Annotated in this window: 20 protein-coding genes; 5 read left to right on the top strand and 15 right to left on the bottom strand. The window is 60.3% G+C overall.

Annotated elements, in window-relative coordinates:
* The first annotated feature begins 31 nt into the window (after window positions 1-31).
* Window positions 32-856, top strand: a complete 825-nt coding sequence (locus FHX10_RS18295; RefSeq protein ID WP_029868358.1) for a universal stress protein — start codon at window positions 32-34, stop codon at window positions 854-856.
* 113 nt (window positions 857-969) lie between these two features.
* On the opposite strand, the gene FHX10_RS18290 is transcribed toward FHX10_RS18295, so the two are convergent.
* Both FHX10_RS18290 and FHX10_RS18285 read right to left on the bottom strand, forming a co-directional pair.
* The gene (locus tag FHX10_RS18290) at window positions 970-1,335 is read right to left on the bottom strand and encodes a hypothetical protein (protein ID WP_168333936.1); all 366 of its coding nucleotides are present in this window, start codon (window positions 1,333-1,335) and stop codon (window positions 970-972) included.
* Window positions 1,335-2,936 (bottom strand): MBL fold metallo-hydrolase, encoded by a 1,602-nt coding sequence (locus FHX10_RS18285; protein WP_184390035.1) that lies wholly within the window; start codon window positions 2,934-2,936, stop codon window positions 1,335-1,337. Before FHX10_RS18285 ends, FHX10_RS18290 begins: the two co-directional genes overlap by 1 nt.
* A gap of 124 nt (window positions 2,937-3,060) precedes the next feature.
* On the opposite strand from FHX10_RS18285, the gene FHX10_RS18280 reads away from it, so the two are divergent.
* A complete protein-coding gene (locus tag FHX10_RS18280; protein ID WP_097544487.1) occupies window positions 3,061-3,894 on the top strand; it encodes a universal stress protein in 834 nt (277 codons plus the stop codon).
* A gap of 79 nt (window positions 3,895-3,973) precedes the next feature.
* Here the strand turns inward: FHX10_RS18280 and FHX10_RS18275 are convergent, their stop codons facing one another.
* Window positions 3,974-4,432, bottom strand: a complete 459-nt coding sequence (locus FHX10_RS18275; RefSeq protein WP_097544488.1) for a pyridoxamine 5'-phosphate oxidase family protein — start codon at window positions 4,430-4,432, stop codon at window positions 3,974-3,976.
* Between the two features lie 120 nt (window positions 4,433-4,552).
* Window positions 4,553-5,377: a universal stress protein gene (locus FHX10_RS18270; RefSeq protein WP_168333938.1), complete on the bottom strand. Its 825-nt coding sequence runs from the start codon at window positions 5,375-5,377 to the stop codon at window positions 4,553-4,555.
* 131 nt (window positions 5,378-5,508) lie between these two features.
* Between FHX10_RS18270 and FHX10_RS18265 the strand changes: the two genes are divergently transcribed.
* The gene (locus tag FHX10_RS18265) at window positions 5,509-6,330 is read left to right on the top strand and encodes a universal stress protein (protein WP_168333939.1); all 822 of its coding nucleotides are present in this window, start codon (window positions 5,509-5,511) and stop codon (window positions 6,328-6,330) included.
* Here the strand turns inward: FHX10_RS18265 and FHX10_RS18260 are convergent, their stop codons facing one another.
* The 3 genes from FHX10_RS18260 to FHX10_RS18250 form a co-directional block, all read right to left on the bottom strand.
* Complete coding sequence (locus tag FHX10_RS18260) at window positions 6,331-7,926, bottom strand: heavy metal translocating P-type ATPase (protein ID WP_246740186.1); 1,596 nt, start codon at window positions 7,924-7,926, stop codon at window positions 6,331-6,333.
* 260 nt (window positions 7,927-8,186) lie between these two features.
* Window positions 8,187-9,449: an MgtC/SapB family protein gene (locus FHX10_RS18255; protein ID WP_168333941.1), complete on the bottom strand. Its 1,263-nt coding sequence runs from the start codon at window positions 9,447-9,449 to the stop codon at window positions 8,187-8,189.
* A gap of 92 nt (window positions 9,450-9,541) precedes the next feature.
* Entirely contained in the window at window positions 9,542-9,973 is a 432-nt protein-coding gene (locus tag FHX10_RS18250; protein WP_168333942.1) for a DUF3775 domain-containing protein, read from the bottom strand.
* A 202-nt stretch (window positions 9,974-10,175) separates the two neighbouring features.
* Here FHX10_RS18250 and FHX10_RS18245 point away from each other — a divergent pair, with 202 nt between their 5' ends.
* A complete protein-coding gene (locus FHX10_RS18245) occupies window positions 10,176-11,159 on the top strand; it encodes a zinc-dependent alcohol dehydrogenase family protein (RefSeq protein ID WP_168333943.1) in 984 nt (327 codons plus the stop codon).
* 86 nt (window positions 11,160-11,245) lie between these two features.
* Here the strand turns inward: FHX10_RS18245 and FHX10_RS18240 are convergent, their stop codons facing one another.
* The 4 genes from FHX10_RS18240 to FHX10_RS18225 all read right to left on the bottom strand — a co-directional run bounded on the left by FHX10_RS18240 (window position 11,246) and on the right by FHX10_RS18225 (window position 15,929).
* On the bottom strand, window positions 11,246-13,921 hold the full coding sequence (locus FHX10_RS18240) for an HAD-IC family P-type ATPase (RefSeq protein WP_183844868.1): 2,676 nt from the start codon (window positions 13,919-13,921) through the stop codon (window positions 11,246-11,248).
* 56 nt (window positions 13,922-13,977) lie between these two features.
* Window positions 13,978-14,493: an Hsp20/alpha crystallin family protein gene (locus tag FHX10_RS18235; RefSeq protein WP_047617325.1), complete on the bottom strand. Its 516-nt coding sequence runs from the start codon at window positions 14,491-14,493 to the stop codon at window positions 13,978-13,980.
* A gap of 422 nt (window positions 14,494-14,915) precedes the next feature.
* Window positions 14,916-15,215: a hypothetical protein gene (locus tag FHX10_RS18230; RefSeq protein ID WP_063473404.1), complete on the bottom strand. Its 300-nt coding sequence runs from the start codon at window positions 15,213-15,215 to the stop codon at window positions 14,916-14,918.
* Between the two features lie 66 nt (window positions 15,216-15,281).
* The gene (locus FHX10_RS18225) at window positions 15,282-15,929 is read right to left on the bottom strand and encodes a BON domain-containing protein (RefSeq protein WP_063473405.1); all 648 of its coding nucleotides are present in this window, start codon (window positions 15,927-15,929) and stop codon (window positions 15,282-15,284) included.
* A 263-nt stretch (window positions 15,930-16,192) separates the two neighbouring features.
* Between FHX10_RS18225 and FHX10_RS18220 the strand changes: the two genes are divergently transcribed.
* A complete protein-coding gene (locus FHX10_RS18220) occupies window positions 16,193-17,683 on the top strand; it encodes an acetyl-CoA hydrolase/transferase family protein (RefSeq protein WP_168333944.1) in 1,491 nt (496 codons plus the stop codon).
* A 101-nt stretch (window positions 17,684-17,784) separates the two neighbouring features.
* Here the strand turns inward: FHX10_RS18220 and FHX10_RS18215 are convergent, their stop codons facing one another.
* The 4 genes from FHX10_RS18215 to adhP form a co-directional block, all read right to left on the bottom strand.
* Window positions 17,785-18,756 carry an ABC transporter ATP-binding protein gene (locus tag FHX10_RS18215; protein WP_097595812.1) on the bottom strand — a complete coding sequence of 324 codons (972 nt, stop codon included), beginning with the start codon at window positions 18,754-18,756 and terminating at the stop codon, window positions 17,785-17,787.
* A 16-nt stretch (window positions 18,757-18,772) separates the two neighbouring features.
* Window positions 18,773-18,898 carry a hypothetical protein gene (locus tag FHX10_RS35480; protein ID WP_280949747.1) on the bottom strand — a complete coding sequence of 42 codons (126 nt, stop codon included), beginning with the start codon at window positions 18,896-18,898 and terminating at the stop codon, window positions 18,773-18,775.
* Between the two features lie 15 nt (window positions 18,899-18,913).
* Window positions 18,914-19,636 (bottom strand): CBS domain-containing protein, encoded by a 723-nt coding sequence (locus tag FHX10_RS18210; RefSeq protein ID WP_168333945.1) that lies wholly within the window; start codon window positions 19,634-19,636, stop codon window positions 18,914-18,916.
* A 243-nt stretch (window positions 19,637-19,879) separates the two neighbouring features.
* Complete coding sequence (adhP, locus tag FHX10_RS18205; protein WP_184390032.1) at window positions 19,880-20,953, bottom strand: alcohol dehydrogenase AdhP; 1,074 nt, start codon at window positions 20,951-20,953, stop codon at window positions 19,880-19,882.
* Between the last annotated feature and the right edge of the window lie 116 nt (window positions 20,954-21,069).

The raw sequence follows: 21,069 nt of genomic DNA, 5'->3' as shown, positions 1-21,069 counted from the left end.
AGCTCTCGCCTCTTTCCGTTTGGAGATCAGCATGAAGCAACACCTCTTTCTTCCGCTCCTCACCTATCCGGATGCAACCTCGGAATTCATGATCGCCAACGCCGTCGCACTTGCGCACCACATGCAGGCGACGCTGACCGTCTGTGCGGTGGAGATTACCGTTCCCGACGTGTCCAATGCCCTGTCGTCGCTGATCATCGATGCGGCGAAGATGGCGCGGGATGCCGGGGCGCTCAGCCGCAAGCGTGCCTCGGCGCTGACCCGGATGGCGGTCGATGCGGCAAAAGGCGCTTCCGTGGATGTGCGCACGCGCGAGATCAAGACTGCGGAGCCTTTCGTCGTCGAGGTCCTTTCGGAAGCATCGCGCGCCTACGATCTCGTGCTTCTGGAATCGGCCGGGATCTCCCGTCCGATCGTCGAGGCGGTGCTGTTTGCGTCAGGTCGGCCGCTCATCCTATATCCGTCCGCACCTTTCGGCGGCCGGATGGATCACGTCGCCATCGCCTGGGATGGCAGCCGCGCTGCCGCACGGGCGGCACATGATGCCTCGTTTTTCCTGGAACGGGCTTCCAAGGTCTGCCTGCTTTCCGTCATCGACGAGAAGCCGGTGGAATTCGAGACCGGCGATTATCTGGTGGAGAATCTGCTGAAGAGCGGTGTCGTCGCGGAGGCGACGCGCGTGCGTGCGCGCGGCGAACCAGTCGGAGAGGTGCTGCAGACCAAAGCCTTCGAATTGCGGGCAGACCTTCTCGTCATGGGCGGGTTCGGCCATTCGCGTCTGCGCGAATTCGTGCTCGGCGGCGCTACTCAAGCCGTGCTGACCAATATCAGCTTGCCTATCCTGCTGTCGCATTGAGCACTGGCACGCCATCTTCAACGATCGAATTCGGAGCAAACGGCTCCGAACTCGTATCGCCAGAACAGTCGAAGGCATGGAACATATGCACGCCGGTTATTCTCCCTTCCAACCTAACGACCGGAAGGACCATGCATCTCCCTCAGCCGACGAATCGTCTCGCAGCCGCCAGGTTTCGATGAAACCGTCCGCTTCCTGCCGGCCGCTTCGGCCGCCGCCTCCACCAGTTGAAAAGCATATTCCACGGCCGCTTCCGTATCATCGTGGCAGAGCTTTTCCGCCTGGCAGCGGGTTTCGAGCGATCGTCTGATCCGGCGTTTGATGGCAGGCACAACGGCATCGTTCGTGTGAGCGAAAAGGTGCCGCAGGCAGCTGGTAGCGACCACTTCCGAAACCAGAAGTTTTCCTTCGATTTCGCCGAGCGTCGGCACGGCAAATCGCGCTCCTCCGCTCTGGCAGTCACGATCTGTAACCAACATCATTGTTCTCCCATTTCATCATCGAGCGCTCTTTTCACCCGACGCAGGATCACCGCTCGTCCCTTCCGATCAGGTCGACGGCGCAAGCGCTCTTCCAAGTCGATAACGATCGACTGGTACTCATTGTGCCAATCAGGATGGCCAACCTCTTGTGGTGCAAGACGCGGGCGCGGGGAAGCAGGGCCCAAGAGTTCCGCGCCTTGCCGCGTCAGGCGGTAACAAGCATCGAGCGAGGGGATAAGGATCGTGATATCCGGCTGCTCCAATGCCAAACGGGATTTCAACTGGTCGCGCGCTGCATCTTCGCCATGAACCAGGAACAATCCTGTTCGAACCGGTTTGCGCGCTGCCACCCACTGCATCAATTCGGTCGCATCGGCATGACCACTATACGCCTCCAGAGAGTGAATGGTTGCACGCACGACGATTTCATCGCCTTGGATCCTGACCGTGCGCGCTCCGTCTTGGAGTAGACGTCCGAGCGTTCCCTCCGCCTGAAAACCGACGATGAGAACACTGCCCTCATCGCGCCAAAGCCAGTTCTTGAGCCGATGGCGAATCCGGCCCGCCTCGCACATTCCGCTTGCCGCGATGATAATGTGGAAGCCACGGATAAGGTCGAGCGCCTTCGATTGCTCGGCGGTTTCCGTGAAGCGCACGTTCTTCGAATTCAATGCTTTGACCAGCAAATTTCCGTTCGCCATGGCGCGCGCGTAACGCTTGAATATCGCAGTGGCGCGCGACGCGAGCGGCGAGTCGATCACGATCGGACAGCGCGGCAGACTGCCTTCGTCCATCAGGATGTTGAGATCAGCCAGAAGCTCCTGGGTTCGTTCGACCGCAAAGGACGGGATCAGCAAAGCGCCGCTTGGATGATGGGCCTTCAGCACAATTTCAAGGAGCAGCCCGCGCCGTGCTTCATCCGAAACTTCGTCCCGCTCGCGATCGCCATAGGTGCTTTCGCAGATGACATAGTCGAACCCCTGGGGCGCTTCGGGTGCAGCCTCCAGCAATTTATGCTGAGGCCCGATATCGCCCGAAAACAGCATTCGGGTCGGTTCATCCGTTCCCGAAAGCTCGATTTCGACCGATGCGGAGCCGAGAAGATGGCCGGCGTCCCAGAACCGGAAGCGGAGGTGGCCAGAAAGCTCGTGCCATTCCTTATGAGCGACGGCTTGAAATTGCGTCATCGCGACTCGTGCGTCATCCGCGTTGTAAATTGGTTCTATGGCGTCGCGTGATCTCCAGCGATTGCGGCGATTGAGCTGCTCGACCTCCGATTCCTGGATATGGCCGGAGTCCTGGAGCATGATCCCGCACAGGTCCAAGGTGGCAGCGGTACAGTAAATATGTCCGGCAAACCCTGCCTTCAGCAGCTTGGGGACTAGGCCCGAATGATCGATATGTGCGTGGGTCAAAATGACAGCGTCAACGGCGGCCGGCTCGAAAGGGAAAGGACGATAGTTCAGCTCCTTCTCCGTTTTCGATCCTTGGAACATGCCGCAATCGATCACGATCCGAACACCACGATGGTCCAAAAGAAAGCAGGAGCCGGTCACCGATCCGGCTGCACCGTGAAAATATAAAACTGGATCTGACATGGCCTGCCCCCAATTGTTTACACATCCTAGCCGGCGGGAACACCGACCGCTTTGCGGCAGATCAATGAATGGGGGAGCAAGGGAGATTAGGGTTGGTCAATTCCAACAAGAGAGGCAACTGGTCATGACCATCAAAACTGTTTTGAGCGTCCTCGGCGTCAATCACTTCGACGAAGACTTGAAGGGCGCCATCGACTTTTGCGAAACCCACGGCGCCCATCTCACCGCAATGGCGATTTCGATGGGCGCAGCGCCCCCTATCGGTTCCTACGAGGTTGTCTCGACGGTCTGGGTCGAAGAACGTCAGCGCGAAATCGATCGCCTGGCCGATAAGAGTTCCGAGATCAAAGCAGTCCTCGCAAGGAGCGAGGTCTCTTTCGAGGTGCAGGAGATCTACACCGAATTCGCCTGGGCGGACGAAGATATTGCAGAGCGGGCACTCTATGCCGATCTCGTCCTGGTCGGCCCTCAGGCCGCCCGTGACCAGGAACTGCGGCGCAGGGTTATCGATGGTGCCCTGTTCCGGTCGCCGACACCGATGCTGATCAACCCGAGAAAGTCCAATGTCGGGCTTGCTCCAAAAGCGATCCTGCTGGCCTGGGACTCCAGCGACGAGGCTTCGCGCGCGGCACGTCAGTCGATCGAGTTCCTGCAGGCTGCTGAATCGGTGCATATCACGCTCGTCGATCCGCTGGCATCATCATCGGCGAATGGTGAAGAACCAGGCGCTGACGTTGCCACCTTTCTGGCACGCCACGGGGTGAAAGTTGATGTGGATTGCGTCGCAAGCGGCGGCCGCCGCGTCGATGAGGTGCTGCGGCAGCATGCCGCCGATGTCGCTGCCGACATGATCGTCATGGGCGCATATAATCATCCCCGGCTTCAGCAGCGTCTTTTTGGCGGTGTAACGCGATCGATGCTGGAGGAAACAAAAATTCCCCTGTTCCTCGCCCATTGAGCAAGACGCCCGGGTTCATCCCGGGCGTCCTCCCCCGGTTTTCAATCAACGGCCCGGCTTTCAATCAATGGCCCGGCTTTCAATCAACGGAAAGCGCCGTTCGACCGGTAACCTCACGGACAAATATGCCGTAAAATATGTGCTCGGACTCCGAGGCCGTTGCCTGCGGCTGCGGCTTCAAGGCACCGATTTCCCACCAATCGAAGTGTTTTTGCAGCAACGACCAGGCTTGCAGCCTTTCATTGCGCCAAAGGTCTGTATCCGGAAACTCTTCGAAGCGCCCATCGACGACGACGCTCGTCCAGCCCTTGCCCGTTCCATGCTGGTCGATTTGCAAACAGACGTTTTCGTTCGCGCGCATCCAGTCGACCTTCCGGCCGGGCATGGAAAAACTGTAGATCACACCCTTTGCATAAGCGAAGTAGATCGGCACCAAGTAGGGCTTGTCATCCTTGCAACAGGCCAGGTGGCCAAACCGGGAATGCTCAAGAACGGCGAAGCATTCTGCTTGCGTCAAGTCTTTCAGGATGTAGCTCATCGGTAACTCTCCTTGCCGCGACAAGTTCATATATTACCACCTGATCACACCCTGTCGTTGATGGAGCGCAATGACTGAAACTCCCACAGAGGCGAGACTCTCCCCGCCTTGGAGTACCGGTTAATTCGACAAAAGCCGGTTGATGGCGTTGTTATGGAGCAGCGTGCGGGTGATCCCTCCGAAGACACGTTCGCGAAATCGATTGTGGCTATATGCGCCTGCGACAATCAGATCTGCCGCCAACCTATCTGCAGCTTCGATGATCGTCATCCCTGCATCGCCTGTCTGTCGCGGCTCGATGATGCTCCGGGCTGGAACCGAATGGCGGGAGAGAAACCGAACAACATCATTCAGCGCTTGCTCATCGATCGGGTGGCTCTCCTCGATCGAAAGGACGACCACGTCTTGCGCCAAGATCAACAGAGGCATCGCGTCGACAATTGCCCGCCGCGATTCCTTCGTGTCCTTCCAGGCAATCACAATCGTCTGAGCTTCCAGAGGAGCCCGGGAGGCCGAAGGTAGCAGCACCGGTCTGCCCGCCGACAGCAAAACGTCCGGTATGTTAACCGTGCGTCGGTAATCGCGTGCCTGACCCTTCTCGACATCAAAGAGGATAATAAGGTCGGCCGCTCGTGCATTTTCAACGACAAAGGTTGCCGGGTCGGCAGCCTTTGTCTGCCAGGAGACGTGGTTCCTGAACGGCGCATGTCGCATGATCCGCTCGTGCAGGTCGCGTTGTCGCGTCTCGACCGCCTCCATCTCTTCACGCATGATTTTGGTTCCGGATGTCGGTCCGATGCTTGGCTCGATCACGAATAGCGGCTGGGCCGCGGATATGCAGGCGAGTTCGGCATTGCAACGCTCAGCGAGGTTTATCGCAAAGGTGAAGCGATGATCGGGCTGGGCATCGATATCGAAATGCGTAAGGATGGATTTGAAAGTCATCGCTGGCTCCCTCCTTCGTGAGGACATTCAAATCATGCTCGCGCTTCTGCGATTTATCACCTTGATTTTCGTCAAAGCGCGGGCCGCACGAACAGGCGATGCTAGCTCCAATCATCGGGAGGACATCACCCATGAAAGCGCAATTTCATTTACCCCTCGTCACCTATCCCGACGCAAGCTCCTTTTCGCTCCTTCAGAATGCTGTCGCTGTTTCCCTTCACCAAAAGGCTGATTTAACGGCAAGTATACCGTTGGTCAGAATTGAACCCGTGCAACCGCGACTTCCGTCATTTCTTGACGTGGAAAAAATGCGTGCGGATGCCGAGCACGTCAGCAGAGACAATGGCGCCGTTCTCGAGCAGACGCTGCGTGACTATGCGAAGCAAGCCGAGATCGAGGTTGAGATCCAGCCATTCGACGCGAGGCAACCGTTTGTCGCCCAAGCTCTTGCCGAGCTGTCGCGCGCATATGATCTTTCGATTCTGGAAGCATCCGAAATAATGAGGCCGCTGATCGAGAGCGTGCTGTTTGAAAGCGGTAGACCGCTCCTGCTTTTTCCCACGGACAATTTCTGCGGGCGGATCGATGCTGTCGCCGTCGCCTGGGATGGGGGAGCCACCGTCGCGCGGGCACTGACAGGTGCCAGATTCCTGCTGGAACAGGCTTCGCGTGTCGTCCTGATTTCCGTGACGGACGACAAGCAGATTGACGAGCGCAGGCGAGACCACCTTGCGGCTGCACTTCGAAAGGCCGGCCTTGCCGTCGATGTCACGGCCGTCCAGGCGAACGGAGAACCGTCAGCCGGCGTCATCCAAGCTGCGGCGCTGGAACGCAAAGCTGATTTGCTGGTCGCCGGCGCGTTCGGTCATTCGCGGCTGCGCGAATTCGTTCTGGGTGGGGTCACACGGTCACTGTTGACGCGCCTTGAAATGCCCGCTCTCTTTTGCCACTAACTAGAGAGCACGAAGTGCGTTGCCGATCACGGCAACATCGATCACCTCCTGGAGAAGGGCGCCCTGGACAGGCGTGAGGTATCCCAGGCTCGCACAAACCATCGCGATCACCGATAGACCGACACCGCAAGCGACACTCTGAAGAGCGATCGCACGGGACCGCCGCGCGGTTTGCAGCAGAGTTCCAATCTGCCCCAGGTCATCCCGCAGCAACACGACATCCGCCGCTTCAGCGGCGGCGGCAAGATTGCGCCGGCCAACGGCAACACCGACGTCGGCAGCAGCAAGTGCAGGTGCATCGTTGACGCCATCACCGATCATCATGACGCGCCCGTAGGATCTTTCCGCCGTCACCCTCTGAACTTTCTCGGCCGGCTCAAGCTCGGCACTGATCTGATCAAGACGAAGAGCAAGGCCGACGGCGTCCGCGACTTCGGCCCTGTCACCGGTCGCAAGGCTAAGCCGCTTGACGCCCAAACGTCGAAGATCCGCGATCGCCGGGACAGCATCCTTGCGAACCGGGTCGGCCATGACGATCGTACCGGCGAGAGCGTCATCGATCGCGACATAGGCTGTGACCGTGCTGTTGTCCTTCGGGCCAGGGCGAGTGGCGGGCCTTGTCTTGCCGGCAATGAAATCCCATCCGCCAACGGCTACCTTGTGTCCGCCCACATATCCCTCGATGCCTTCTCCTGGCACTTCTGCGAGTTGGGCGGGTTTGGCAAGCCTCAGGCCACGTCGCTTCGCTTCTTCGACAATCGTTTGACCAATCACGTGGCCAGAGGCTTGATCCACGGATGCAGCGAGACGCAAAATCTCCTCGGCATCCCGATCGGTCTCGATTCTGACAACAGCAGGCTCTCCAGTCGTCAGCGTGCCTGTCTTGTCGAAGACGACGACCGAGATGGTCGCGAGGACCTCGAGGACATGAGCTCCTTTGACCAGGACGCCTGCACGGGCAGCTTTCGACATTCCCGCCACGAGTGCGACGGGAACGGCGAGAATCAGCGGGCAAGGTGTCGCGACGACCAGAACCGCAACAATCCGTGTGGGATCGCCCGACAACCACGCGGCCAGGCCGGCGATCACCAGGGTCATCGCCAGGAAGGCGAGGGAGAAGCGGTCGGCCAATCTCGATATTGGCGCTTTCGAGCTTCGGGCCTGGCTCACCATGCGGATTATTCCGGCATATGTACTTTCGCTTGCTGAGCCGGAGGCGATCATTTCAAAAGCATCGCCGAGATTGGAAGACCCGCTCATGATCAATTCACCGCTTTCCCGCCGCGCCGGCAACGGCTCGCCGGTGAGAGCCGCCTCGTTCAAGAGCGCGTGACCGGCTACAACCTTGCCATCGGCAGGGACCACGTCGCCCTTTCGGACGAGCAGCTTGTCTCCCGGGACAAGTGCCGCGATGGGAACCTCGGACAGGCCGGATGCGGTGACACGAACAGCGCTACGGGGGGCGCGAGACAGAAGTTCGCTCATACCGCTCTCTGCGCGCCTTTGAGCAAAGCTTTCCAGAAACTGCCCACCTGCATACATGACAGCAACGATGGCGCCGGCAAAATATTCGCCAAACCAGAGCGCAGCACTCATGGACAGGGCAGCGATGAGATCCAGGCCGACGTCGCCCCGTCTCAAACTGAGTGCGACATCAACAGAAAGCGCGACGATGACAGTGATCGTCGCGCTGACCAGAGCGGTGGTGGACCAGAAAAGCAGATCGCCATGCCACCACCGCAACAGACCGCCGACGATGAGGCCTGTGATTGCGATAGCCGCGAGCGAAAGAGGCCAAATGCGGTGAATAACCGCGAAGGTTATTGGGGGGCGGTAATTGATACGCGAAGAAGCACTCATGCCAGAACCAAGCCGGCAATCCCGGCAAAAGTCGCGACACAGCCTGCGATCGCGAAACGAATTGCATAGGCGATGCTCCCAACACTTGCCGCAAGAACGGCCTTCGCAAGCATATTGGCGAACGCCGCGACCGCTATGGCGCGAGCGGCTGCATCTGCAGGCACCTGGATGGATGACAGTTTCGCCACGGCAAGTGTTATCGCATCGAGATCGCCCAGTCCCGTGATGAACGCAAGGGCGACCAATGACTGGGTTCCGAAGGCGATCAGGGTCAAGCGTGTCAGGACGGTCACGACGGCGAGAACAAGCGCGAAACGCAGCACGACCATGACCTCAAGCGGGTTTCGCGGCAAAAAATCAGTGCTCTCGTCCGGGCGCCGCAACGATGCGGCAAGGCCGCCTCCGATGGCGAAGATCATGGCAGCGGGAGCGAGCGATGGAGCCAGCTCCTTGAGTACAGCCGGTGCAATGAGGCCGCAAATCAAAAGCACCCGGGCGAGAGAAACGGCTCCCGCCAGCATCGCTCCGGCTGAAAGGAGCGGTGAGAGGGCGGGCATCTGTATCGACTGGCGGGCAAAGGAAAGCGTCAGGGCTGTCGACGAGACGATACCGCCGCTGGCGCCGGTCAACAGGATTCCGGCACGGGCGCCGCCAATCTTGATCAGGATATAACCAACAAAGGAAACGGCTCCCACCAGGATCGTCATCATCCAAAGCTCGAAGACATTGATCGCCTGCCAGGGATCGACCGGCTCATTGGGCAGGATCGGGAGGATGACGACCGTCATCGTCAGCAGGATCAGGGCGGCCCTCAGCTCGAGCCAGGTCAGGCGCCGAAGAAATCCATGCAAGGGTTCCCGCGCGGCGAGAAGGGCCGTTATTGCAACCGCGCTTGCTGCCGTTGCCGTCATATCTGCAACGACCGCGCCGAAACCCAGTGCGAAGACCGTTATTGCGGCAATCGTGCCGGTTGCACTGTAGTCTTCGTCATGTGTTGCCTGCATGCGGCTGAAAACGAGGATTGTGACGCAAAAGGAAACAAAGATAGCCGTCGGCAGAATTGGCCCCGTGACGGGCTGCAGGAAACCGCAGAAGCCGCCCAGGAAACTTGACAGGCCATAGGTGCGGATTCCCGCCACCCTTTTGCCTGGCGCGGCCTCACGATCCTGCCAGCCGCGCTCGATACCGACCAGGATGCCGATCGCAAGCGCGAGGCTGAGGCGCTGGAATGCTTCTGTCGTTACCAATGATGTCATCATCTGATGGTCCAGACGTGCCGGTCCATCCATCGCGGAAGGTACCTGTGCCGTCTATGTCGTTGCCGTTCATTTCGAATCATGCGCCGGCAATGTCAGAGCCGGCCCAGCGCATCGTCTGTGGACGTCTCACCGAACTGGTCGAGCGCCTCCTCGAGATAATCCGGCAGGAGAGGCGTGCCGAGAAGATAGGCCGCTGTGCGTCTATTGTGCGCATCCGCTGCTCGGCTGCGAAGCTCATCCCAATCATTGACATTCCCATCGCCTCGACCGAGCCACGCCAAGGCGACCAGATCGATCTGTTCGTCTTCGTTGAGAGCCCAGATTGCACTCCTGAGTTCGGTCTCGACGGGATCGTCGTCATGATCTTCCAGCACTCCGATCATGTTGTCGTCGCTCGGGTTCGAGCCCGGATCCGGCTCGGTGATGACATCCTTGACGTCGAACTCCTTAGCCTTGAGGATGAGATAGCGGACGGTCTCCGGGGAAATGCTCGGCATCCATGCCTCGTTCACAGGGTCATTCATAAGTGGCCTCCGCGCCCAATATTTCATTTCAATTATATACCATGTGACATCGGGCTGCCGTTGCATTGAGAAGGATCAATCTACCCCACCGTCACATGACGAAAACGGCGAACGAGAATGGGCAGGACGTAGGCTTGACGCTCGTCCATGCCGATCGTCGCGTTTTCAAGACCGTAACGGTTTGCGAAATGAGGAGACGCTGATGCAGGCGATGATTTTGGAGGCGATCGGGACCCCTTTACGTCTGGTGGAGCGCGCCGATCCCGCGCCGGGCAAAGGCCAGTTGATGTTGAAGGTCGAAGCCTGCGCCGTCTGCAGGACGGATCTTCACGTCTGTGACGGCGATCTTCCGAACCCGAAGCTTCCCCTCGTTCCCGGCCATGAGATCGTCGGCGTCGTCGAGGCGGTCGGAGAAGGTGTCGCGGCGTCACGCATAGGGCAAAGGGTCGGCGTACCCTGGCTCGGCCACACATGTGGCCGCTGCTCGTTCTGCCGCAGCGGAGAGGAAAATCTCTGCGACCAGCCGCAATTTACCGGCTATACGCGCGACGGAGGTTTTACCACCCATGTCGTTGCCGATGCAGCTTACGCATTTGCGCTCGACAGCGAGGCCGATCCGGTCGCTCTTGCGCCGCTGCTATGCGCGGGACTGATCGGCTGGCGCTCGCTGAAGAAGGCTGGAGACGGCGCCCGGATCGGGCTTTACGGCTTTGGCGCAGCCGCCCATATCATCGCGCAAATATGCCGCTGGCAGGGTCGTCAGGTCTACGCTTTCTCACGCAGCGGCGACGCTGCAGCGCAAGGTTTTGCGCTCGGCCTTGGCGCTGCCTGGGCAGGGGGTTCGGATGAGGCTCCGCCTGTCATGCTCGACGCCGCAATCATCTTCGCACCTGTCGGCGAACTCGTACCGGCTGCACTGAAGGCGGTGCGGAAGGGCGGAAGGGTCGTCTGCGGAGGTATCCACATGAGTGAGCTTCCGGCCATGCCTTATGCGCTGATCTGGGGGGAGCGAAGCGTTGTTTCGGTCGCAAATCTGACGCGTGAAGATGCGGAGGAATTCTTCCCCATTGCCCGACAGGCAGGCGTCAGGACCCACACGACCGTCTATCCGCTTGCCGAAGCCAATACGGCGCTTGACGACCTGCGTGCCGGCCGATTGAGCGGGGCGGCTGTCTTGAAGCCCTGAGCCGATGGGTCATCGCTGGCCACTGCATGATGGGATTTCACGGACGCACGCCATTTATCGCTATGGCGGGCCGCCGCGTCTTGTCGTCAGTTGTCGCGGTGCTGCCTGCGGCACCATTTGTCCACCTCGGAGACCGCAAGCAGAGCACAGGCGAGCGCCAGAAGCGTTGCCCATTCGCTAGGAGATACCGGTTGCAGGGAGAGTATGTCGCTGAGGAAGGGGAGGTGCATAGCGAGCATGTGGACCGCCTGGGCGACGAGCACAGCGGCAAGCAGCAGCAGGTTACCGCCAAAACCTTGCCTGAAGAGAGACTGATATTCCGAGCGGCTGTTGCAGGTCTGGACGTTCTCGAAGAGGACGAAGAGCAGGAGCAGCATGTTGCGAGCCGCCCCTTCCGAATAGCCGTTCTGCAGCAGCCAGTAAAAGATGGCAAAACCACCAAGACCCATGACGAGGGTGGAAAGCAGCACACGGCGCAACATCAGCCGGTCGAGGATCGGTTCCGAGGGCTTGCGTGGCGGACGGCAGAATTCGTCGCCTTCGGCCTTTTCGGCACCGAGCGTGACATCTTGGATGCCGTTGGTGACCAGGTTCAACCACAGCAATTGCACCGGCAGCAGCGGCATCGGCAGGCCGAGCGGAATTGCCAGCATGAAGAGCAGCACTTCAGCCGCGCCGGTCGAGATGAGCATGAAGATCACCTTGCGAATATTGGCATAGGCGACCCGGCCCTCGCCGATACCGGCGACGACGGAGGAGAAATTGTCGTCGGTGATGATGATGTCGGCGCTGTCCTTGGCGACATCCGTGCCTTTGTGACCCATGGCAACGCCGACATGGGCGTGTTTCAGCGCCGGCGCATCGTTGACGCCGTCGCCGGTCATGGCGACGAAATGGCCCTGCCGCGCCAGCGACAGCAGGATCGAAAGCTTCTGTGCCGGCTGCGCGCGCGCATAGAGCCGCGTGCGGGCGGTCAAAGCATCGAGGATCGCCGCCCCCTCCTGCTCCGCTTTGGCGATTTCGGCGCCGGTTGCGATCTGGTCGTCGTCGAAATCCAGGCCGGCTTCGGCGGCGATGGCGGTCGCCGTGCGGGGATCGTCGCCGGTTATCATGGCGACCGCGATGCCCGCGGTGCGGCAGCGACGAATGGCATCGGGTACTTCGGGCCGGATCGGATCCTTCATACCGACGAAGCCCAGAAAGACGAGGTTGACGAGATGATGGCGGCCATAGATGTCGTCGGAAGCCGCTGCCATCTCGCCATAGGCGAAGGCGAGCACGCGCAGACCGCGGCCGGCAAGTTCTTCCTTCTGTTTGATCAGCGCTGCCTTGTCGAGAGCGACGAAACCCTTGCCTGTGTCCATTCGATCGGCCATGGCGAGCACCGTCTCGGGCGAGCCCTTGACGAAGACATGGACGCTGTCTTCCGCGTCGTGGAAGGAGGCGGCATAACGCAGGTCCGGCTCATAGGGAATGGCGCTGAGGGCGGGAAAATCGGCGCGCAGATGCCTGTGATCGATGCCGGCCTTTCGGGCCGCCGCCAGCAGTGCGATGTCGACGGTGTCGCCGGTGCCGCTCCAGCCATCAGCTTGCTGCTGAAGGGTCGCCTCATTCGGCAGGGCGGCAGCCTTCAGCAGCGAAAAGGCTCTTTCGGCAGCAACTTCGCGGGTGACGCCGGGTGCGTGCAACTCGCAGCGATCGAGGTCATGGCCGGCGTCGAAGAAGAGGCGGGTTCCTTCCGGCAGGATCATTTCCGTCACCGTCAACTCGTTCATGGTCAGGGTGCCGGTTTTGTCGGTGGCAATCATCGTGCACGAGCCGAGCGCTTCAACGGCCGTCATGTTGCGGACAATGACATTGGCCTTCGACATGCGGCGCATACTGATCGCCAGCGCAACGGTGATGGCGACGGGCAAACCTTCGGGAATCGCGCTGACGGCAAGACCGACGCTCATCAGGAAAAGATCGTGAAGTGAAAGGCCCCGCGCCAGGCCGGCAGCAAGAAGCAAGGCCGTGGCAACGGCGACCGAGTAGGCAATGTTGCGCGAGAAATACTCAAGCCGGATCAGCAACGGTGGCTGCGAACGTGATCTTTCGCCGATACTGGTTGCAATCCTGCCGAGTTCGGTGGCCGACCCTGTCGCCGAAACGCGGCCGCGACCGCGCCCTCTGACGATCATGGTTCCGGCGAAGACCTGGGAGGAGCCGCTGCCGTTTGCGAACTTGCGCACCGGCACGGATTCTCCCGTCAGCAGGGATTCGTCGCATTGAAGGTCGTCGCAGGCGAAGAGCGTGAGATCGGCCGGCGCGCGCCTACCGGATTCCAGCACGAGAAGATCTCCCGGAACAAGGTCGGTTGCGGCAATGGTCTGCTGCATTCCATCGCGGATCACCAGCGTGCTGGGCTGTTCGAGATTACGCAGGGCAGCGGCAGCCTTGCCGGCCGAGTATTCCTGGAAAGCGCCAATCGCGCCGTTGAGAATGAGGACTACCGCAATGAAGGCCGCGTCCTTTAGGTCGCTGACAATGGCGGAAACCGCCGCGGCGCAGATCAGGATGTAGATCAGCGGGCTCAGGAACTGGTGCGCGAAGACGAGCAGGAAGCCGGGAGCAATTGATTTCGGCAACTCGTTGCGGCCGAAGCGACGCAGCAGCGCTTCGGCTTCGGCTTGCGAAAGCCCTGTCTCATCGCAGCGGATTTGAGCGGCGTGGTTCATGCCCTCATAGGACGGGATGTCCGGCAGCCTCGCCTTGATCTTCATCAAGGAAATCGTCCCAAGAGAGGGCGCGCCGTTACGGCGCGCCCGCATCGGAAGAGTCAGCCCGCCTTGATCGGGATCTTGCGTTCGCTCTTCAGGGCGTCGTTGCTTTTCGGCAGCTTTACCGTCAGCACACCGTTGGCAAAAGACGCATCGATCTTGGCGCTGTCGACGCTCGGCGGAAGCTGGAATGCGCGGTGGAAGGCGCCGTAACGGCGTTCGGAAAGATGATACTCCTTGTCCTTCTCCTCTTTGGTCTCCTGCTTTTCGGCCGTGATGGCGAGAATGCCGTTTGTGACTTTCACGTCGACATTGCTGGCGTCGATACCCGGCAGTTCAGCCGTGATTTCATAACCATTGTCTCTCTCGACGAGATCGACGGCCGGAGAGACGATCGTCGAGAGCGCCTTGTCGAAGGACAGTCTCGAAAAGGGGCGATGCCAGAAGCTCGGCGTGAAATCGTCGAAGAGCCGATCGATCTCCGAGCGCAGGCTCTCGAAGGTGGAAAGGCCCCTCTGCGGAGTCTTGTTCTTCTCATCGGTCTTGATCGGCAGTTTGGTGGCTGTGTTGGCCATGTTCTTGCTCCTCTGTCGTAACGTGTGGGACCGTTTCGCGGCGGGGTCGGCAGACGATCGCCGCAATAACCGAACTTCGCGTTCGGCAACGGACCGATCAAAGCCGATAACGGGCAACGCGGCATTGATCGCCGTCAATGTGTGTTTCGCCGCGATGCCCGGGCAATCTCCGTGAGACGGCAGAGCAAAATCGCCCATGCATAGGTGCAACACGAGGCTTTGAGGCAGGTGGATCGGGACGAGCCAACATCGCACGGCGCCGGTGCGCAGGACGGTGCCTCTGGGCAAGGAAATTTGCGAAAACGCTCTCTCGCGAGCAAGTGTTGAGAACCTTCGCGGGCGCCGGTTTCGGCTTTGCCGTCAACGGTTCAGACGACAGCGACAGCTTTTCTTCCGCATCAGACAGTGATCTTCTTCATTGATCAGTACAGATCTTTGCCGCTTCGCCCAACGAACTCCGTTCGAAGGCCCTGATCGTGCGCTTGCTTGAGAAAACGATCGGCGCTCAGCATGTCGAGGGCGATGCTGTCACCCAGACATTGGCATAGCGGACCACAGAACTGTTCGTGGACCCACGCTCGGGCGCGGGCCGACAGAATGACGATTCGCCATTCATCATCCGTGCTTCGCTCAAGCCGGAAATCACGGTCGGAATGATAGGGCGGAGGGCTGCCCGCCGCCGCAAGCAGTGCTTCTCCCGTCCGGGTGGGTATCGTGTCCATGACAAATATAACCTGTTTCAGCGCTCCGATGGCGGCCAGGGGGCCGCCATCGATGTCAGACGTCGATCAACCGACCGAGAGCTGATCATCGAGTGTGGTGATCCCGGGCGCCGACCAAGCGGCTCGCTCGGCAGCGCGTCGTTCTGCCCAGGTCCTGACCTTGCCTTTCAGCGTCACTTTGCCGCCGGAAACATCGACTCGGATTGCCTCGGCCTGCAACTCCGCATCGCGCTCGAAAGCATCCTCGATGCGTTTCCTGACGTTGGCCGCGCTGGCCTTGGGTCTAACCTCGACCAGATTCGAGAGGCCGACAATGCCGGCCAGGTCTTTGACGGCATCTGACGCAGCGTCCTTCTGATATTGCCACTCGACCGCGCCGGTTAAGGTTACCCAACCCTTGAGGACCCGCACCTGCACCGCTTCCTTCGGGATGCAGACATTCCAGTCGATCATCTTTACCGCCCGCTGCGCGATATCGTCGTCGTCGGTGATGCGAGCGCCAAAGATACGAACCTCGATTTCCTGGGCGATGCCGCGAACCCCCTTCACGCGTTTGACCACGTGCTCGACCGCCTCCTTCTCCGAATACGTGCGGACATGTCCGGTGAGGGAAACGATGCCATTATCAACGGCCACGCCAATATTGGCCGCATCGACACTTGGCTCGAATTCGAGTTCGTCCAGAATGGCCTGTCTCAACGCAATGTTGTTCATAGCCTTCTCTCCACTTGGTTTCATCGACATGAACAGCGATAGGCCGCAATAGCCGGGACGTCGTTGATCCGGGTCAATAAAGCGAATTCCAAGAGTTTTGTGACGCCGGCGAAGGTATCGCCATGTCCCCCGCACGATCCCCGTCAGGTTTTTGAGCCGTGTCAATGTGCAAGGCCGCTACGCCGCCAGAATGACATGACGGCCGAGACGCCGTCAGGGACATCAACCTCCCCGTTCCAATGTCGCATTGAGGATCGCTCGCTATGTTCAGAAACCGTCTCCGCAGCGCGAAGCTCTGGGATCGTATTGTCGGCGCCGAGGAAGCGGCGCTCCTGATTACCAATGGGATGACCGTCGGCATGAGCGGCTTTACGCAGGCCGGCGAGGCCAAGGCCGTGCCGCTGGCGCTGGCGGAAAGGGCAAGGCGCGATCCGCTGAGGATTACGCTGATGACTGGCGCCTCGCTTGGCCACAATCTCGATCGAACCCTCGTCGAGGCGCATGCCGTCGCGCGGCGCCTGCCTTTCCAATCGGACCCGGTCATGCGCGAGGCGATCAATGCCGGCGAGGTGATGTTCATCGACCAGCATCTTTCCGAGACCGTCGAGTCCCTGCGCAGCGGACAAGTCCCGCCAGTCGACGTCGCCGTCGTCGAAGCAACCGCGATTACAGAAGATGGCGGCATCGTGCCGACCACCTCCGTCGGAAATTCGGCGAGTTTCGCGATTCTCGCCCCGAAAGTGATCGTCGAGATCAACCTCTCTCAGCCGGAAGCTCTCGAGGGACTCCACGACGTCTACATTCCGACCAAGCGGCCGAGCCGCGAGGCAATCCCGATCGTGGCGCCCGACTGCCGCATCGGCGTACCGTTCATTCCTATCCCTGCGGAAAAGATTGCGGCAATCGTCGTCACGCAAAGCAGCGACAGTGCCTCTACGGTGGCGCCGCCGGATGCGCAGACCAACGCGATCGCTGGCCATCTGACAGAATTCCTGTCGCACGAGGTGCGGCGTGGCCGGTTGACGGAAAGGCTGCAGCCGCTGCAGGCAGGCATCGGAACGATCGCCAATGCGGTGCTTTATGGCTTCACCGCGACGCCCTTTCACGATCTCACCCTCTATTCCGAGGTGCTGCAGGATTCGACCTTCGATCTGATCGATGCCGGCAAGCTCGCCTTTGCTTCCGGATCTTCCATGACGCTCTCGGCGCAAAGGCATCGCAGCGTGCTTTCCGAGATCGGGCATTACAAGCAGCGGCTGGTGCTGCGGCCGCAGGAGATCAGCAACCATCCCGAAGTCATCCGCCGGCTCGGTATCATCGCGATCAACACGGCATTGGAATTGGACATCTACGGCAACGTCAACTCGACCCATATCGGCGGCACACACATGATGAACGGTATAGGCGGCTCCGGCGATTTCGCCCGTAACGCCTATATGTCGATCTTCGTGACAAAATCGCTTGCCAAGGACGGGGCGATCTCACGCGTCGTGCCGATGGTCAGCCATGTCGATCATACCGAGCATGATGTCGACATCCTCGTTACCGAAATCGGTCTTGCCGATCTTCGCGGACTGGCGCCGCGGGAACGCGCCAAAGTCATTATTGCCAATTGTGTGCACCCAAGCTACCGCGAGCTACTCGCGGATTATCATCGGCGGGCGCTGCTGCGCGGCGGGCATACGCCGCATCTGATCGAAGAAGCCTTGGGATGGCACGATAACCTGCGCCGAACGGGACGGATGTTGTCGTAGGTGGCCGTAAGGCATCCTCAGAAATTCCGTGACACTCGTAGAAACGAGATCGGGAAGGCGGAGGACACCCGAACAGGCAACCTTGTCCGCGATTCAAGCCTTTAGCGCGTCAGCGCCGGCACTTCGTCCCTGGAGACGCCTTCGCCCCGCAAAGTGGTGGCGGCATCGCTCGCATCGCGGATCAGGGCGTATTTGACCTGAGTGACTTTGAGATCGCGATACCAGTCAACCAGTTCTCCCCAGGGATCAGTGATCTTGGACAGACCGGAGATGAAGGCGACGACGGTTCCTATCTCGGTCTTGCCGGTGACGACATAATAGCCCCCGAGCGCGAAGATGCCGACATAGCCGACCTGCGTCATCAGATTCATCAGAAAATTCATGGTGAACTTGATCCGGTAGATGCTCATATTGGTCGAGAAGAGCCGCTGCACCCGGCCGCTCTGGGCATCGAGAGCATCGCTGGTGACGACGTGCCGAACCATGCCCTCGCTGACGTGTCGCATCACCGTGATCTTGGTCTCGACCCGGCGGTTGATCGCCATTTGCATCAGCGGCACGAAGCCGATCTGCGGCAAGAAGACGACGGCGACGGCAAGCGCCATCAGCGGCTGCAGGTAGATCATGTAACCGCCAACCGCAATCAGGATGCCGGCCTGCAGGAGGGGCTCCGAAACGCTGGTGCCGACGAAGCCGCCGACGGGTTCCGCCTCGGCCAGGACGATCGAAAGCTGGACACCTTCGGCGAGCGCATCGACGGGAGATTCGCGAGAGCACTCGGATGCGGCGAGCACGCCCATGCGAAGCCAGCGGATCGCGACCTCGCCGATCCATCCGCGATAGAGGTTCAGCGCCAGCTTTGTCAGACCTTCCAGCAGGGCGAGGCCGAGGTAAGCGAAAACAAGAATCAGGATGGCCTGGTAGGAAGCGCCCCCAGTGGCCGCGTTGATGATGCGCCTTTGCACCTCAAGCGGCGCCGTACCGGCGAGGAAGAGGAGGATCGAAAGGGCGGCGATCGCGATCTGATGATGGCGACCCATGAGGAGCACGAAACCGAACAGGTTTTTCGGCATTTGACGTCCTGACCCCTCACCCTTCCGATGCGACGACGAGTTTTTCCATGTCGGGAACGAGAAGTACGAACGGTGCCGACGTTGCAAGCATCGAGGTGGCCAGCAGCTGCGCCATGCGAACGTTGGGAGCCGGGTGTTCCATGATCTTCCCTCGAATTCAGGCCTGTCTGGCTTCGCTCTCCGGCGGCGGGATTGCGACGCCGTAATAGGGATCGATCCAGACGAGTTGGTCCTTGATCGACGTCACGCCCGGAACATTCTCGACCGCGACTTTCGCGGCGAGACGTTCGCGTTCGTCGAAGATGGTGCCGTTCAACTCGGCAACGCCGTTCGTCACCCGGCAATGGATGAAGCCATTGCGGCTCCAGCTCTGCCGGCCAAGCTCGGCGTCGATCGCCGCCTGGATCTGCGCATCGTTTGCGGAAACGGCGGCGGCCGGCAGGGCCTGCGAGAGTGCGCGCAGCAGGTCGGAGCGGGCAACGATGCCGACGAGCCTGCCATTGGCGACGACGGGCAGACGCTTGATATCCTGGCGCTCCATCAGCCTGACGGCGTCGGAAATCGAGGCGGTTGGCGCGATCGCGCTGACCGGGGCGGTCATCACTTCCTCGACCCGTCGCCCGTGCGCGCGGACATATTCGTCGGCGATCTTGCCGGGGCTGGTCAGCCATTCGAGCAGCCAGGAACGCTTGCGCTCCGTGTTCAGTTCACTGCGGCGCAGGAAATCGCCTTCGCTGACGATGCCGACGAGCGCTCCGTTCGCATCAACGACCGGCAGGCCGCTGATCCTGTTGTCGAGCATTAACTTCGCGGCGTCGGCAACGGAACAGGATGCCGTTACGGTGATCGGCGGTGAGGTCATGATGGCTTGAACGAGCATTTTCAACTCCTGACAAAGACAGGTTTGGGATCATGCTGGTGGCGCTCTGAAGCTTTCGAACGCGTCGGCATTTGCCGACGAAACCAGTGGAACGAAGGTAACTGCGATGAAAGCGAAATGCTTTGATCAGCGTCAAAATCAAAAAGGCAAGGAAAACGGTGCGGGCAGATGAACAGGGTATTGGGCGACGCGCCGCCTGTGTCCCCGCCGCTTCGGCCGGCGGGAACGCTGCGCAGCGGCCGGCTATGCCGCGGACTGCCCCGGAGTTGCGACTGCGCTCGCCTGTCCGGCGATGTCGAGCACCATGCGCCCCTCGATCGTTCCCGCCTTCAGCCCGTCAAAGATGTCGTTGATGTCATCGAGCGGCGCGGTGGCGATCTCGGCTCGGACGCGACCTTCTGCGGCGAAGGCGAGCGCTTCATCGAGGTCGCGGCGTGTCCCGACGATCGAACCACGCACGGTGATGCGCTTCAGCACCACGTCGAAGATCGGTGTCGGGAAATTGCCCGGCGGCAGGCCGACAAGACTAATGGTGCCTTTGCGGCGTACCATACTGAGGGCCTGCGAGAAGGCGGGCGGCGAGACGGCGGTGACAAGCACGCCATGCGCTCCGCCGCTCGTCACCTTCAGCACTTTTTCGATCGTGTCTTCGGAAAGCGCATCGAGTGCGAGATCGGCGCCTACCTGGCGGGCAAGGTCGAGCTTGGCGGCGGCGACGTCGAGCGCAACCACCTTGAGGCCCATCGCCTTGGCATATTGGATCGCGACGTGGCCCAGCCCGCCGATCCCCGATATCGCCACCCACTCACCTGGGCGCGCCTCGGTTTCCTTCAAGCCCTTATACGTCGTGACGCCGGCGCAGAGGATCGGCGCAATCTCGGCGAAGTCGACATTTTTGGGAAGGCGGGCGGCGAAGGCGGCGGAGGCGATGACATATTCGGCAAAGCCGCCGTTGCAGCTGTAGCCGGTATTGTGTTGGTGTTCGCAGAGCGTTTCCCAGCCGGTTTCGCAATATTCGCAGCGAAGGCAGGCATCGTGCAACCAGGCGACGCCGACCGCATCGCCTTCCTTGAAATCAGTGACACCGGGACCGAGGGCGGTCACGATGCCCGCTGCCTCATGGCCTGGAACGAAGGACGGCGTCGGCTTGACAGGCCAGTCACCTTCGGCTGCGTGCAGATCGGTATGGCAGACGCCGCATGCGACGACCTTCACCAGAATTTCGCCCGGCCCGGGCACAGGCACCGGCACGCATTCGATTGCGAGCGGTTTGCCGAATTCGCGCACCACTGCGGCCTTCATCAGTTTGTTCGTCATGATCTCATCCCTTCGCGATGTTTGTTCGGCGGGGATGATGAAGGCGGCGCCCGGCGGCGCATTGATTCATCGCAAAGCGGTTCTTGACGACGTTCATGGCACATTACGCACGCCGG

Origin of the sequence: Rhizobium sp. BK591, assembly GCF_014195045.1 — a bacterium.
GTDB classification, from domain to species: domain Bacteria; phylum Pseudomonadota; class Alphaproteobacteria; order Rhizobiales; family Rhizobiaceae; genus Rhizobium; species Rhizobium anhuiense.
This window is presented reverse-complemented; position numbering and strand designations above follow the sequence as displayed.